The 15,187-nt window shown below is 65.2% G+C and carries 14 protein-coding genes; 5 read left to right on the forward strand and 9 right to left on the reverse strand.

The window, feature by feature from the left end; all coding sequences use genetic code 11:
* Positions 1-49 precede the first annotated feature (49 nt).
* The 6 genes from HNP71_RS01600 to HNP71_RS01625 all read right to left on the reverse strand — a co-directional run bounded on the left by HNP71_RS01600 (position 50) and on the right by HNP71_RS01625 (position 7,076).
* Positions 50-1,456, reverse strand: a complete 1,407-nt coding sequence (locus HNP71_RS01600) for an NAD(P)(+) transhydrogenase (Re/Si-specific) subunit beta (RefSeq protein ID WP_183265085.1) — start codon at positions 1,454-1,456, stop codon at positions 50-52.
* Between the two features lie 12 nt (positions 1,457-1,468).
* Complete coding sequence (locus HNP71_RS01605) at positions 1,469-1,858, reverse strand: proton-translocating transhydrogenase family protein (protein ID WP_183265086.1); 390 nt, start codon at positions 1,856-1,858, stop codon at positions 1,469-1,471.
* A 15-nt stretch (positions 1,859-1,873) separates the two neighbouring features.
* The gene (locus tag HNP71_RS01610; RefSeq protein WP_183265087.1) at positions 1,874-3,007 is read right to left on the reverse strand and encodes a Re/Si-specific NAD(P)(+) transhydrogenase subunit alpha; all 1,134 of its coding nucleotides are present in this window, start codon (positions 3,005-3,007) and stop codon (positions 1,874-1,876) included.
* Between the two features lie 179 nt (positions 3,008-3,186).
* The gene (locus HNP71_RS01615) at positions 3,187-3,888 is read right to left on the reverse strand and encodes a class I SAM-dependent methyltransferase (protein ID WP_183265088.1); all 702 of its coding nucleotides are present in this window, start codon (positions 3,886-3,888) and stop codon (positions 3,187-3,189) included.
* Between the two features lie 24 nt (positions 3,889-3,912).
* Positions 3,913-5,265 (reverse strand): ABC1 kinase family protein, encoded by a 1,353-nt coding sequence (locus HNP71_RS01620; protein ID WP_183265089.1) that lies wholly within the window; start codon positions 5,263-5,265, stop codon positions 3,913-3,915.
* Positions 5,262-7,076, reverse strand: coding sequence for a M3 family oligoendopeptidase (locus tag HNP71_RS01625; protein ID WP_183265090.1), 1,815 nt, complete (start codon positions 7,074-7,076; stop codon positions 5,262-5,264). Before HNP71_RS01625 ends, HNP71_RS01620 begins: the two co-directional genes overlap by 4 nt.
* 97 nt (positions 7,077-7,173) lie before the next feature.
* On the opposite strand from HNP71_RS01625, the gene HNP71_RS01630 reads away from it, so the two are divergent.
* Positions 7,174-7,719, forward strand: a complete 546-nt coding sequence (locus HNP71_RS01630) for a cytochrome b/b6 domain-containing protein (RefSeq protein ID WP_183265091.1) — start codon at positions 7,174-7,176, stop codon at positions 7,717-7,719.
* Between the two features lie 35 nt (positions 7,720-7,754).
* A complete protein-coding gene (locus tag HNP71_RS01635; RefSeq protein WP_183265092.1) occupies positions 7,755-9,323 on the forward strand; it encodes an APC family permease in 1,569 nt (522 codons plus the stop codon).
* A gap of 39 nt (positions 9,324-9,362) precedes the next feature.
* On the opposite strand, the gene HNP71_RS01640 is transcribed toward HNP71_RS01635, so the two are convergent.
* Complete coding sequence (locus HNP71_RS01640) at positions 9,363-9,623, reverse strand: DUF2312 domain-containing protein (RefSeq protein WP_183265093.1); 261 nt, start codon at positions 9,621-9,623, stop codon at positions 9,363-9,365.
* Positions 9,624-9,730: 107 nt separating this feature from the next.
* Here HNP71_RS01640 and HNP71_RS01645 point away from each other — a divergent pair, with 107 nt between their 5' ends.
* From HNP71_RS01645 to HNP71_RS01655, 3 genes are all read left to right on the forward strand, one after another.
* Complete coding sequence (locus HNP71_RS01645) at positions 9,731-10,846, forward strand: glycerate kinase type-2 family protein (RefSeq protein ID WP_183265094.1); 1,116 nt, start codon at positions 9,731-9,733, stop codon at positions 10,844-10,846.
* Positions 10,847-10,853: 7 nt separating this feature from the next.
* Positions 10,854-12,278, forward strand: a complete 1,425-nt coding sequence (gene pyk / locus HNP71_RS01650; RefSeq protein ID WP_183265095.1) for a pyruvate kinase — start codon at positions 10,854-10,856, stop codon at positions 12,276-12,278.
* Positions 12,279-12,432: 154 nt separating this feature from the next.
* A complete protein-coding gene (locus HNP71_RS01655; protein WP_183265096.1) occupies positions 12,433-13,032 on the forward strand; it encodes a hypothetical protein in 600 nt (199 codons plus the stop codon).
* 65 nt (positions 13,033-13,097) lie between these two features.
* Here the strand turns inward: HNP71_RS01655 and HNP71_RS01660 are convergent, their stop codons facing one another.
* On the reverse strand, positions 13,098-14,465 hold the full coding sequence (locus tag HNP71_RS01660) for a glutamate--cysteine ligase (protein WP_183265097.1): 1,368 nt from the start codon (positions 14,463-14,465) through the stop codon (positions 13,098-13,100).
* A gap of 14 nt (positions 14,466-14,479) precedes the next feature.
* Positions 14,480-15,187, reverse strand: coding sequence for a 16S rRNA (uracil(1498)-N(3))-methyltransferase (locus HNP71_RS01665; RefSeq protein ID WP_183265098.1), 708 nt, complete (start codon positions 15,185-15,187; stop codon positions 14,480-14,482).

Raw genomic sequence — 15,187 nt, forward strand, 5'->3', positions numbered from 1 at the left:
GAACCTTTAAAATTAAAAAGGCCGGGGTTTTGCCCCGGCCTTTTCCGTATCAGTGGCCCAGCGCCATGACGATTTCTTCCGTCATCTTCTTGGCGTCGCCGAACAGCATCATGGTGTTGTCGCGGAAGAACAGCTCGTTCTCCACGCCCGCGTAGCCGGAGGCCATCGAGCGCTTTACGAACAGCACGGTCTTGGCCTTGTCCACTTCCAGGATCGGCATGCCGAAGATCGGGCTGGCCGGATTGGTCTTGGCGGCCGGGTTGGTCACGTCGTTGGCGCCGATCACGTACACCACGTCCGCCGTGGCGAACTCGTTGTTGATCTGCTCCAGCTCGAACACTTCATCGTACGGCACGGAGGCTTCGGCCAGCAGCACGTTCATATGCCCAGGCATACGGCCCGCCACCGGGTGGATGGCATATTTCACTTCCACGCCGTCCGCCTTCAGAATGTCTCCCATCTCGCGCAGCGCGTGCTGAGCCTGGGCCACGGCCATGCCGTAACCCGGCACCACGATGACCTTGGAGGCGTTCTTCATGATGAAGGCCGCGTCGTCGGCGGAGCCAATCTTCACCGCCTTGCCCTCGGTGCTCACACCAGCCGGACCGGCATCGCCCGAGTTACCGAAACCACCGGCGATGACGTTGATGATCGAGCGGTTCATGCCCTTACACATGATGTAGGACAGAATGGCACCCGAAGAACCGACCAGCGCGCCGGTGACGATAAGCGCGAGGTTGCCGATGGTGAAACCGATGCCCGACGCCGCCCAACCGGAATAGGAGTTGAGCATCGAGACCACGACCGGCATGTCCGCGCCACCGATGGGGATGATGAGCAGCACGCCCAGCGCCAAAGCCAGCGCCGCGATCGCCGAGAACAGCAGGAAGCTGCCGCCGGAGGCCACGAAGGCAATGATTAGCACCACGATGAGCACGCCGATGGCCGCGTTCAGCTGATGCTGGCCGTTGAAGGTGACCGGGGTGCCCTTGAGCAGCGCCTGCAGCTTGGCGAAGGCGATGAGCGAGCCGGTGAAGGTGATGGCGCCGATGGCGAGGCCGAGCGACATCTCGATCAGGCTTTCCACATGGATGTGGTGCGGCGTGCCGATGCCGAAGCTCTGCGGCGCGTTCAGCGCCGAGGCGGCGACGAACACGGCGGCCAGACCGACCAGCGAGTGGAAGGCCGCGACGAGCTGCGGCAGCGCGGTCATCTTGATCTTCTGCGCCACGACGAGGCCGATGGAGCCGCCAATGGCGATGCCAAGCACGATGACGAGCGCCCAGCCGATGGTCATGCCGCCATGCAGATAGGTAGCGCCAATGGCGATGACCATGCCGATAATGCCAAAGCGGTTGCCCTGGCGCGCGGTGGTGGGGTGCGAGAGGCCGCGCAGCGCCAGGATGAACAGGACCGCCGCGACGAGATACGCGAAGGAGGTGAGTGACTGGTTCATCGGGGCTTTGCCTTACTTCTTCTTGAACATGGCGAGCATGCGGTTAGTCACCGCGAAGCCGCCAAAGATGTTGATGCTAACCAGCACCACGGCGAAAAAGCCGAAGAGATGGGCGACGATGCTGCCCTGCAGGCCGGTGGCGAGCATGGCGCCGACGATGATGACCGAGGAAATAGCGTTGGTGACGGCCATCAGCGGCGAGTGCAGCGCCGGGGTGACGCTCCACACCACGTAATAGCCAACGAAAATGGCCAGCACGAAGATGCTGAACAGATACACGAAAGGCGCAGCCGGCGGCGCGTTCTGCGCGGCGACAGCGGCCACCCCGGCGGCGTTCTGCGCCAGGATGGAGGCCTGGTGGGCAAGGTCAGCCGCCTGGGCGGCGAGATCTGCGGGTGTCATGATACACGTCCTCCGTTACGCAGCGGGCTTGAAGTTGGGGTGAACAATCTCGCCGCCCTTGGTGAGCAGCGCGCCCTTGATGATGTCGTCCTCGGGCTTCAGGTTGGGCGCCTTGGCGTCCTTGTCCCAGAAGGTGGTGAGGAAGGTGAGCAGGTTGCGGGCATAAAGCGCGCTGGCGGCTACGCCGATGCGCGACGGCCAGTTGCGGTGGCCCAGGATGGTCACACCATTGGCGGTGGTGATCACCTCGCCCGGCACGGTTTCGGCGCAGTTGCCACCCGCTTCCGCCGCGAGATCCACGATGATGCTGCCGGGCTTCATCCCCGCCACCATCTCGGAGGTGACGATGACCGGCGCCTTGCGGCCCTGAACCAGCGCGGTGCAGATCACGATGTCGTTCTTGGCCACGGTGGCGGCCATCAGTTCCGCCTGCTTCTTACGGAACTCGTCCGACATCTGACCGGCATAGGGGCCCGTCTGCTTCGCGGATTCCTCGTCATCCACGCCGATATAGGCAGCGCCGAGGGATTTGATCTCTTCCTTGGCGGCGGGACGCACATCGGTGCCCGAGACGATGCCGCCCAGGCGGCGCGCGGTGGCGATGGCCTGCAAACCCGCCACACCGGCGCCGATGACGAAGACGCGCGCGGGCGGCACGGTGCCGGCGGCGGTCATCATCAGCGGGAAGCCACGCGGGAAGGCGTCAGCAGCCTCGATGACCGCGCGGTAGCCGGCGAGGTTCGCCTGGGAGGAGAGTACGTCCATGCTCTGCGCGCGGGTGATGCGCGGCAGCAGTTCCAGGCCGACGGCGTCGATCTTGGCGGCGGCCAGCGCCGGGGCCAGAGCCGGGTCAGACGCCGCACCGAGCGTGGCCACCAGCAGCGTGCCGGGGGCGATGAGCGCGCGCACGGCCTCGTCCGGCGCGTTCACGGCGAACACAATACCAGCCCCAGCCAGGGCGGCGGCGGCATCGGCCACGATCTCGGCGCCCGCGGCGGCGAATTCCTCGTCCGAAATCGCCGCTCCAATACCCGCACCGGCTTCCACGGCGACAGTCACGCCCAGAGCCAGAAGTTTTTTCACTGTATCAGGCGTTGCCGCGACCCGGGCTTCACCCGCACGACGTTCCTTCAATACCGCGAGACGCATCTACCAATCCCTTATTTATTACCCATTGCACCGCAGCATGCGGGAGCCGGGACAATTATTCAAGCCTGCCCCGGCCATAACACATACCACTTGCCACGGTCCGCGCACCAAAGACAGGAAACACCCGCCAGCGCAATCGTTTTTGTTTCGCCGGAGCGGACGTAAGCCCCTGCCGCGCCTTACGTAATGATGACGGCGACGTGGCCCTTCTCCGCCGAGACGCCGATATATTTGTAGGTGAGCCCGGTGCTGGCGATGAACTCCTGGAACGCCTTGTATTCGTGCGCGCGCCAGCCGGGATAGTTGAAATATTCGTCGAACACGATGACCGTGCCCGGCACGATGCGCTCTCGCAGCGCCGAGAAGATCGTCACCGTACTCGAATAAATGTCACAATCGACATGAATAAGCGCCGCCGGGCCCGGATTGGCCACAATGAAGCCCGGCAGGGTCTCGTTGAACCAGCCCGGATGCAGCGTGACATTGGCTGGAACCTTGGGCAGCTTGCCGCGCTGAGTGAAGGCGCCGGATTTCTCCTTGGTGCCGCTCCAGTCTTCCGGCAGGCCGCCGAAACTGTCGAACCCATGCACTTGGCGAGGGGTGAGTCCGGCGAGGTGGCGCAAAGAGGCCCCGTTGGCGACACCGAATTCCACCAGCAGCCCTTCCTTGGGGGCCTGGCCGAAGGCAAACTTCATCAATTCGTCACGGTCCGCCAAGACCATCGCCTCCGGCATGTTGGCGATAATGTACTCCACCGCCTCCTTCTTGGCGTGCAGGCGCAGATCCAGCCACAAATCATTCACGTAGAACGAATGCAACAACTTGCGGTAGGCACGGCCGAGCAGGCCCTCGCGGAAAAAGCCACGTTTCAGAATCGCCATCGTCTGCCTCCCTGTTAGCCGCGCCTATTTAGCCTGCGGTACGCCAGCGGCAAGCAGAGCCTCCTGCTGACGCGCGGTGAGTGCCGCCTCGTCGAAACCCGCGATGGTCTCCTCGAACAGCCGCGCCCAGTTCAGCTCCGCGCCCAGGCGCAGGAACACAGCCCCCAACCCGATGGCCGAACGGTCCATCAGCACGAACTCCCGCGGCGGTTTCACGCCCCCGGTGCGCTGCAGACCTGCATGCACGCGTTGCGCTACCTCACGCCCAAAATCGGTGCCGCCGCCCTCCTGAATCGGGCGCACCCGGTCGTCGATGAGCGGGCCGTAGAGGAAATTCGCCCAGTCGTTCAGCACCTCGATCTGCTCGTCGGTGATGCCCTTGAAGCCCCAGATGTCATAGGCGTTCTTGGCGCGGGTGATGTCCTTGTCGCGCACGGCGGCGTAAAGCTCCAGCACACCCGCAACGAACTTGGCCGGAAACACGCGGATGGAACCGTAATCCAGCAGATTCAGCCCGCCCGCCTCGTTCACCTGATAATTGCCCAGATGCGGGTCGCCATGGATGATGCCGTAACGGTAGAACGGAATGTACCACGCTCGGAACAAAGAGGTGGCGAGCGCGTTGCGCTGCTCCTGCGTCGGGTTGCCTTCCAGCCATGTCTTGAAGCCCTGGCCGTGCAGCCAGTTCATGGTGAGCAGGCGCTTGGTGGTGTAGCCCTCCACCGGCACCGGCACGCACACATTCGGCACATCCTTCAGCATCAAGCCGTAGAGGCGCATCTGCGCGGCCTCGCGCGTGTAGTCCAGCTCCTCGCGCAGCCGCTCGGAGAGTTCCACGTAGATGTCGTCCTGGATGATGGCGTTATCCATGCGCTTATACAGCGCCATGGCCAGCTTCACCTGGCGTAGATCCGCCTCGATCACCGAATGCATGTCCGGGTATTGCAGCTTCACCGCCACCTCGCGGCCATCGGGCAGGGTGGCGCGATGCACCTGCCCCAGGCTGGCGGCGGCCAAAGCCTCGTGGCTGAAGCTCTGGAATTTCTTCTCCCAATCCGGCCCCAGCTCGCCCGCCATGCGCCGGCGCACGAAGGCCCAGCCCATGGCCGGGGCGTTGGCCTGCAACTCGGCAAGCTGTGCGGCGTATTCGGGGGGCAGCGCGTCCGGCACGGTGGAGAGGAACTGCGCCACCTTCATCATCGGGCCTTTGAGGTTGCCGAGCAGGGCCTTCAGATCCTCGGCATGGCGGGCCTGATCGGTCTTGATGCCGAACACCTTCTCGCCCGCGATGCGCGCGGCGATGCCGCCCACGGCGCCCGAGGTACGGGCCATGCGCTTGACCTCGCCAAAGAGGCTTCCGCCTTCACGCTCGCTCATTGCGCGGCCAACTCGTCGATGAAGCCGGCGATAATATCCAGCCCCTTGTTCCAGAATTGCGGATCGGAGGCATCCAGCCCGAAGGGGGCCAGCAGTTCCTTATGCCGCTTGGTGCCGCCCGCCGCCAGCATCTCCTGATACTTCGCCACGAAGCCAGGCTTGTCCGCGCTCTCCTGGTACACGGCGTAGAGCGCATTCACGAGGCAATCGCCAAAGGCATAGGCATACACGTAGAACGGCGAGTGGATGAAATGCGGCACATAGGCCCAGAACTGCCTGTACTCGTCGTCAAAGTGGAAGACGGGACCAAGGCTTTCGGTCTGCACCTCGAGCCAGATCTCGCCGATGCGTTCGGGCAGCAGTTCACCGTTGCGGCGCTCGTTATGCACCTTGCGCTCAAACTCGTAGAAGGCGATCTGCCGCACCACGGTGTTGAGCATGTCCTCCACCTTGGAGGCGAGCATGATCTTGCGCCGCGCCGGATCGGTCTCGGCATTCAGCAGCGCGCGGAAGGTCAGCATCTCTCCAAACACGCTGGCGGTTTCTGCCAAGGTCAGCGGCGTGCCGGACATCAGATACCCCTGATGCGCGGCCAAGCACTGATGCGCGCCATGTCCCAGCTCATGCGCCAGCGTCATCACATCCCGCGTGCGGCCGTGATAGTTCATCAGCACATAAGGATGCGCGGAGGGCACGGTGGGATGCGCGAAGGCACCGCCGGATTTGCCCTCGCGCGGCGCGGCGTCGATCCAGTTCTTGTCAAAGAAAGGCTTGATGATATCAGCGAGTTCCGGGCTGAAGGCGCCGTAGGCATCCAGCACCAGAGTCTTGGCTTCGGTCCAGGAGATCGGCTTGTCGGCATCCCCGGGCAGCGGGGCGTTGCGGTCCCAGTGTTCCAGCTTTTCCAGCCCCAGCCATTTGGCCTTCATCGCGTAATAGCGGTGCGAGAGCCGGGCGTAGGAAGATTTCACCGCCGTCACCAGCGCCTCCACCACCTCGTCCTCCACCATATTGGCGCGGTTGCGGAACGCGGTGGGCGCCGGATAGTTACGCCACTGGTCGTCGATCTCCTTGTCCTTCGCGAGGGTGTTGGTGATCAGCGAGAACAGCTTCTCCTGCTTCGCCATGCCCTCGCCCACCGCCTTGCCCGCGGCCTGGCGCACGGCGCGGTTGGAATCGGAGAGCTTGTTCAGCGCGGCGGAGAGCGTCAGCTCCTCGCCCTTCACAGTCACGCGCATGGCGGCGATGGTCTCATCGAACAACCGGCTCCAGGCGGCGTGGCCGGTCACGTCCTTCTCCAGCAGCAGCTTCTCCACCTCGTCGGAGAGCTGGTGCGGCAAGAATACGCGCAGATCGCGGAACCAGGGGGCGTAACGGGCCAGAGCCGGGTCGCGCAGCTTCTCGGTCAGCGCCGCTTCCTCGATGCGGTTCAGCTCCAGCGAGAAGAACAGCGTATGCGTGCTGATGTTTGTCACGCGCTCGGAGATGGTCTGGTAGAATTTGCCATTGGCCGGGCTGGACGAATCGGCCGCGAACAAAAGCTGGGCGTAGGAGGAGAGCCTGCCCATGGCCTCCTGCAACGCCTCGTATTCCCCCACGGCCTCGGCCAGCTCCGCGCCGGAAAGCCCGGCGAGCTGACCAGCATAGCGGGCTGAGAACGCCTCGGCCCGCGCCTGCGTTGCGGCAAGATCGGCGGCGATGCGCGGATCTTCGGGGCTGGCGTACAGATCGCGCAGATCCCAGTCCGGCAATGTACCGCCCGTGCCACCCGCCAAACCATCGGGGTGCCGCGCCATCTTCGTCTCGGTCATCATCCGGTCCGCTCCTTCAATCTGGCTCCAGATTTAGGCCCTGCGGCGGCGGCGTCAAACCTGGGCGGGCTTGCAAAATCCGATTGGCTTGGATTATATGCAAATAATTCTTATTTTCATCGAGTCCATGCCAGCCTCCCGCCCCTATTCCCGCACCCGCATCATGCTGCACTGGCTCTCGGCTGGCGTCATCCTGTGGGCCAGCCTTACCGGCTTCATCGTGGCGCAATTGCCGCGAGGAAACCCGGTCCGGCAGGTTATCGACATCCTGAACCCGCAGATCACCACGCTGTTCATCCCGTTCTTCCTGTGGCGTCTGGCGCTGTATCTGCGCGCTGCCCCCTGGTGGCGGTCCGGCGCAACGCTGCAACAGCGGGCCGCGACCTCGGCGCATATGGCGCTTTATGCCAGCATCTCGGCGGTCCTGGTCTCGGGGCTGTTCATGATGTCCGCCCCCTGGCACCTGCTCGGGCTGATCCCGATGCCCCAGCTCACCCATGGGGTGGCGGCGCTGCAGACCGCGCATGATTGCCACCATGCCGCCTGCATGGCGCTGGCGTGGCTGATCTCGGCTCATCTGGCGGCAGTGGCCCTGCACCAGCTCGGCGGGCAGCCAATCCTGCGCCGAATGCGCTGGGCGTAGACAAACCCACCTTAACCCTACAAACTCAGGAGGAAATGAGCACCACAAGCCTCCGCCGCGACGCCGGGCCCATCGGCCTGCTATTCTCCAGCATCGGCGGCATGGTCGGCTCCGGCTGGCTTTTCGGCGCGCTCAATGCCGCCAAGATCGCGGGGCCAGCCTCCCTGATCTCCTGGGTGATCGGCGGGCTGGCGGTACTGCTGCTGGCCTTCGTCTATGCCGAGCTTTCCACCATGTTCCCGCGCCCAGGGGCGGTGATCCTGTTCCCGCAGCTCTGCTTCGGGGATCTCGCGGCACGGATCATGAGCTGGGTGAACTTCCTCGCTTACGTCGCGGTCGCTCCAGTGGAGGCCGTGGCCGTGGTCTCCTACACCGCCAATTTCTGGCCCGGTCTTGCCCAAGGCGGGGTGCTCAGCGGCGCGGGCATCGCCGCCGCTGTGGCGCTGATGGCGCTGTTCACGGTCATCAATCTGTTCGCCATCCGGGCGGTGCTGGCGGTGAACAGCGCCATCACCTGGTGGAAGCTCGCCGTGCCCGCCGCCACGGTGGCGGCACTGATCGCAGTGCATTTCAGGGTGCAGAACTTCACCGCCTACGGCTTCGCCCCAACGGGCGCGCAGGGCGTGCTCGCCGCCGTCTCCGGTTCGGGCATCATCTTTACCTATCTCGGCTTCCGGCAGGCCATCGAGCTAGCGGGCGAATCCGGCAACCCGCACCGCAACCTGCCATTTGCCATCATCGGCTCGGTGCTGTTCTGCATGCTGCTGTATGCGGGGCTGCAACTCGCCTTCATCGGGGCGCTACCCGCTGGCGCGCTGGCGCATGGATGGGCGGGCTTAAGCTTCCCTGGCGTCTCCGGCCCGTTCGCGGGCCTCGCGGCGCTGCTCGGCCTGCCCTGGCTGGCCGCCACCCTGTATGCCGATGCCGCGATCTCCCCTGGCGGGGCCGGGATCATCTACAACACCACGGCGGCGCGGGTGATTTATGCCAGCGCCGAGGGCGGGCTGATGCCACGCCGCCTCACCAAACTCTCCGCAGCCGGGGTGCCGCTGGCCAGTCTTGGCCTCGCCTTCGTGGCCGGGCTGCTGTTCCTGCTGCCGCTACCCTCCTGGCGCCAACTGGTGACGTATATCTCCTCCATCGGCGTGTTGGCCTATGGCGTCGGCCCGGTGGCGCTGGCCTGTTTCCGCACCACGCTGCCCGAGGCCGAATATCCCCGCCCGTTCCGCTTGGCCGCCGCGCGGGTACTGGCGCCAGCGGCATTCATCGTCGGCAATCTCGTGGTGTTCTGGGCGGGAGCGGCTGTGGCGAACCATCTGTTCTGCACGATGGCCGTGGCGTTCGCCGTCTATTGCGGCTGGGAACTCGCCAAACGGCATACTCTCTCGCACCTCGCCTGGCGCGGCGCGGCGTGGATGTTCCCGTATTTCTTCGGACTATGGTTGATCACATATCTCGGCCCGCTGCATGGGCGCGGGCTGCTCGGCCAGGGTAGCGGGGCGGCGGCCATCGCGGTGCTCAGCCTCGCCATCCTGGCGTTGGCGCGGCGCTGCGCCCTGCCCGACCCGCAGGCGGCCAAGGCGCGCTACCACAATGTGGCCTGATGTTTTACGCCCGGCCGCCCTACCAGCCACGCGCGCGAATTACATACCGATGGCGCGGCGGTAGATGTCGAGCAGCGTCTCCTGCTCCTCCACCTCGGCGGGCTCCTGCTTGCGGATGCGGATGAGTTGGCGGATCACCTTCACATCGAACCCGGCGGACTTCGCCTCGGAGTAGATGTCCTTGATATCATTGGCCAGAGCCTTGCGCTCCTCCTCCAGCCGCTCGATGCGCTCGATGATGCTGCGCAGGCGCTCACCAGCGATATTGGACGGCTTTTCCTCGGTTGCGGCCTGCGACATCGGTTCTGCTCCTGCTCGGTAAAGGAGCGCCGGGATAATGCCTGCTCTCGGGCGCCGTCAATGCCCCGTGTTGCGCCCGCCCGTCCCCTGGCCAATACTGCACGAGCATGGAGGATAATAAACGCCTGATCCTGCGGCGCATCTTTGGCGCGGCGACTGCCGCCGCCAACCCGGCCCTGTGTGTGCCCGCATACCTGCCCCCGCCCAGCCCTGGCCGGAATATCGTGATCGGCGCCGGCAAGGCCGCCGCCGCCATGGCCGCGGCGCTCGAAGCCGCCTGGGGCGATGCGGATTACGAGGGCGTGGTCGTCACCCGCTACGGCCATGCCGTGCCCACCCAAAGAATTAAAGTTCTGCAAGCCGCGCATCCGGTGCCGGACGAAGCCAGCGCGGCGGCAGCACACGAGATTCTGGCGGCGGTGCGAAACCTCTCCCCGCAGGATCAGGTGGTGGCGCTGATCTCTGGCGGCGCCTCGGCCTTGCTGGCCCTCCCCGCCCCCGGCGTCACCCTGGCCGACAAGATCCTAGTGAACAAGGCGCTGCTCGCCTCCGGCGCGCCGATCTCCACTATGAACCGCATCCGCAAGGCGCTCTCGGGCATCAAGGGCGGCAAGCTCGCCGCCGCTTGCGCGCCCGCGCGGCTCATCACCCTCGCCATCTCGGACGTTCCGGGCGACGACCCAGCCATCATCGGCTCCGGCCCCACCTGGGCGGAGGGTGCGGATTACCGGCTGATCGCCACCCCGATGATGGCCCTGCAAGCCGCCGCGCGCGAGGCCGGAATGCCGGTGGAAATCCTAGGCGACGCGCTGGAGGGCGAAGCGGCCGAACTCGGCCGCGCCCATGCCGCGCTGGCGTTGCGCGCGAAAGGACCGAAACTGCTGCTCTCGGGCGGGGAGACCAGTGTGAGCATCGGCGCTGGCCCCGCCGGGCGCGGCGGGCGGAACATGGAATATCTGCTCAGCTTGGCCGTGACACTGAACAGCGCCGCCAATATCTGGGCGCTGGCGGGAGATTCGGACGGAATCGACGGTACCGAGGACGCCGCCGGGGCGCTGATCGGGCCGGATACCCTCGCCCGTGCCGCCGCTTTGGGGCTGGATGCGGCGGATTTCCTCGTACGGCACGATAGCTACAACTTCTTCGCCGCGCTGGGCGACCTGCTCGTCACCGGCCCGACACTGACCAACGTGAACGACATCCGCGCCATACTCATCGCATGAGGCTAACATGACCGAACGGCTGCGCCGCCATCGCCGGACCAAGATCATCGCCACGCTTGGCCCCGCCAGCTCCACGCCGGAGATGATCGCGCAACTCTTCCTGGCCGGGGCCGATGTGTTCCGCCTCAACTTCTCCCACGGCGCGCACGAGGACCACGCACGGCGCATCGAGATGATCCGCGAGGTGGAGCGCAAATTCCGCCGCCCCATCGGCATCCTCGCCGACGTGCAGGGGCCCAAGCTACGCATCGGCACCTTCCAGTCCGGGCGCGTGCAGCTCTCGGCCGGGCAGCATTTCATCCTGGACATGAACATGGCCGCCGGGGACACGCGGCGTGTCTGCCTGCCACACCCGGAGATCCACGCCGCGGCCGAGATCGGCGCCACGCTGCTGCTGGATGACGGCAAGCTGCGCCTGCGCGTGCTGCGCAAGCAGGGCGAGGCGTTGCTGACCGAGGTGCTGAACAGCGGCACGCTCTCCGACCGCAAGGGCGTGAACGTGCCGGACGTAGTGCTGCCCATCCCGGCGCTGACGCCCAAGGATCGCGCCGATCTGAACTTCGTGCTGCCTCTGGGGATCGACTATATTGGCCTGTCCTTCGTGCAGCGTCCCGAGGACGTGGCCGAGGCGAAAGCCCTGTCTGCGGGCCGCGCGGCGGTGATGGCCAAGCTGGAGAAGCCCCAGGCGCTGGATAACCTCGAGGCGATCCTGGACTTTGCCGACGCGGTGATGGTGGCGCGCGGCGATCTGGGCGTGGAGCTGCCGCCCGAAGAGGTGCCGATCGCGCAGAAACGCATCATCCGCGCTGCCCAGCTGCGCGGCAAGCCGGTGGTGGTGGCGACCCAGATGCTGGAGAGCATGATCTCCGCCCCCGCCCCCACCCGCGCCGAAGCCTCGGACGTGGCGACAGCGGTGTTCGACGGCGCGGACGCCGTGATGCTCTCCGCCGAATCCGCCGCCGGGCAATATCCGCGCGAGGCGGTGAACATGATGGACCGCATCGTCGCCCGCGTGGAGCGCGACGAAGACTGGCGCAAAGGCATTGATGCCAAACGCCCGGCACCGGAGAAATCCTCGGCCGACGCCATCGCCGCCGCAGCGGTGCAGGTGGCTCAGACCATCGGGGCGCAGGCAATCGTGGCGCTCACCGAATCCGGCTCCACAGCGCTACGCGTGGCCCGCGAGAAGCCGGACTGCCCGGTACTGGGGCTGACCGCCAGCCTCGCCGTGGCACGGCGCCTTGCCGCCGTGTGGGGGGTGCATGCCATCACCGCCCCCGGCGTGCATTCGATGACACAAGCCGTTGAAAATGCGCTGAAAATTTCTCGCGCCGAAGGTTTTGTCAAAAAAGGCGATGAGATCGTGATTGTCGCCGGCATCCCCTTCGGCCAGCCGGGCACCACCAACGCCCTGCGCGTGGCCCGGCTCTAGGCAGATTACAAATTCTGCACCGCGGCGTGAAATCATTTAGTTTCAGCCCATTACAAATCAACGTTGGCCCAGTTTGCGCTTGGCGGCACAAAGGTTTGGCTGTATTTACATGGCACTAATTTACGCTTCCGTTACTTTCTTTAAGGATCGAGCATTGCAGACCACGTCTCCGGCCCCGCTGCGCGGCAAAGCCCTTCTGAGCCTCGGATTAACCGCTCTCGTCGTGGTTGGTTGCGCCAAGCCGGCGCAGAAGGCCGCGACCGTCACCCCGGTGGCTCCTGTCGGCCATGTGTACCCGGTCGCCGTGGACGTGCCGCCCCCGGTCTCGGCCAAGATCAAGTTCACCAGTTCGCAGCATGAGCAGATCCAGCAGGCTTTCAACGTCATCGGGCTGAAATCGGCGCTGATGGTGGCGGCGCTGACCTGCGGCGAGCAGGACAAGTACGACACGTTCATGCGCAGCTTCCAGCCGCATGTGCTGGACGCGCAGCACCAGATGGACGCGTATTTCCGCAAGGCCAGCGGCCGCACCAGCGGGCAGCGGATGGAGGACAACTACGTCACCCAGCTGGCGAATAACCAGACCATCGCAGGCATGGCCCAGGGCTCGACATTCTGCCTGAACAATAACGCGGAATTCCAGGCTGTGCTGACGCTGAAGTCCCCCAGCGACCTCGACCATTTCGTGACGGACCTGCCCCCGGCTGCCGCTGCCCAGGTGGCGAGCGCTACGCCGACCGCACCGGTTCCCTGAACCGCGCCAAACCAGCTATAGACATTTTTGGAAGCTGCCTTTTCCCAAAGGCGGCTTCCTTTTTGTCAGAACGCCGCCTCGGCGAAGATCTTCCGCACATCCCCGCCCCATTCTCCGTGGTAGCGGGCGAGCCAATGCTCGGCCTGGGTGGGAGCACCTGCGGCGATCTCCTGCAACGGGCGCAGATAGACCCGCTCATCCTCACCAGCCGCGTTCTTGCGGGCACGGTTCTTCAGACCATCAGCGGCAATCGCCAGCACCTCGCGCGCCAGATCGCGCAGCGTGCCCGCGCCAAAAGCCGTATTGACACCACTGGCAGGCACGGCGGCGCGCAAGGCAAGAATATCGGCGTAGGAGAGCGGCTTCACCAAGGCCGCGGCGGCTTCCAGCGCCGCCTTGTCGTAGAAGATGCCGGTCCACAGCGCGGACTGCGCCAGCATCATCGCCGGGCAGCCTGAATCCGCGCCGCGCGTCTCGATATATTTCTTCAGCCGCACATCAGGGAAGGCAGTGGTGGCATGATCGGCGAAATCGCCCATCGTGGCGCGCTCGCCGGGGCGCACGGCCAGCTTGCCCGCCATGAAGTCGCGGAAGGAGGCGCCGGTGGCGTCGGAAAACTCGCCGTCGCGGTAGACGAAATACATCGGCACATCGAGCAGCCAGTTGGCGTAGGCGTCGAAGCCGAAGCCATCCTCGAAGATCACCGCCGGAATGCCGGAGCGGGCGTTGTCCGTATCCGTCCAGACCAAAGCGCGGTTGGAGAGATAGCCGTTGGGCTTGCCCTCATAGAAGGGTGAGTTGGCGAACAGGGCCGTGGCCAGTGGTTGCAACGCGGAGCCGACGCGCATCTTGCGCACCATGTCGGCCTCGGAGCAGAAATCCAGGTTTACCTGTACGGTGCAGGTACGGAACATCATGTCCAGCCCGCGCGTGCCGACTTTCGGCATGTATTCGCGCATCAACTTGTAGCGGCCCTTGGGCATCATCGGCATCTGCGCCCGCGTGGCCACGGGGTGGAAGCCCAGCGGGGCAAAGCCGAGCCCGAGCCCCGGCACGACACCGCGCAGGCGCGCAAGATGCGCATCCAGTTCAGCCTTGGTGGCGTGAAGATCCGCCAGCGGCGCGCCGGAGAGTTCGAACTGCCCGCCCGGCTCCAGCGAGAGCGAGGCGCCATGCCCCTTCAGCCCGATGGTGTTGCCGTGGTCGAGGATCGGCTCCCAGCCCTCGCGCGCCTGCACGGCGGCGAGCAGTGCGGCAATGCCGCCTTCCTCCTCATAGCTGGGCGGGGCGAAATCGCGCAGGCGGAAGCCGAAGGCCTCGTGTTCCGTGCCGATCAGGAAGCTGTCTGCCGGTTTGCAGCCGGATTCGAGGTAGGCGGCAAGGTCGCGCGCATCCTCGATGATCCGCGAATCAGCGTCTCCGGGGTTAGACAAGCTTTGACTCCCTGTTAGGACTGGGCTGCGAGTTGCAGCGTCAGCCCGGCTATGGCGGCGGTTTCGGCCCGCAGGATGCGGGCTCCCAGGGACACGCGCGTTACCTGGGGTATGCGACCGATAGCTTCAAGTTCCGCCTCGGTAAAGCCGCCTTCGGGGCCGACCATCAGCGCCGACTTGCCCGTTACCGGGCCGAGCAGCCCGGCGGTGCGGCGTTCATCGGCGATAAAGAGTGGACGATCCTCGGGCCATTGCGCCATCAGCCTGCCCACCGGCAGCGGGGCGCGAATTTCTGGCACGGCCAGACGCTCGCATTGCTCGGCGGCCTCGATGGCGATGGCACGCAACCGGTCCAGGTTCACATGGTCGGCATTGGTTCGTGCAGTGATGATCGGCTGGATGACCGAGACGCCCAGTTCGGTCGCCTTCTCCACCACCATGTCCGTCTTGGCGCGCTTGAGCAGGGCGAAGCAGAGCCAGGCATCGGGCTCCGGGGCCTGGGGACGGGTTTGCTCGATGAGCGTTAGCGTCACAGCCTTACGGGAAAGTTTGGAGACAGCAGCGCGCCATTCGCCGCTCGCGCCATCGAAAACGCGCAGGGCATCCCCTTCCGCCGCGCGCATCACGGTGGCGATATAGTGGGATTGCGCCTCGGAAAGCGCGATTTCACCGCCGGCCGCCAGCGGCCCAGGCACGTATAGACGAATTGACGCGATGCTCAT

It is taken from the genome of Acidocella aromatica (genome assembly GCF_014201825.1).
Classification (GTDB): domain Bacteria; phylum Pseudomonadota; class Alphaproteobacteria; order Acetobacterales; family Acetobacteraceae; genus Acidocella; species Acidocella aromatica.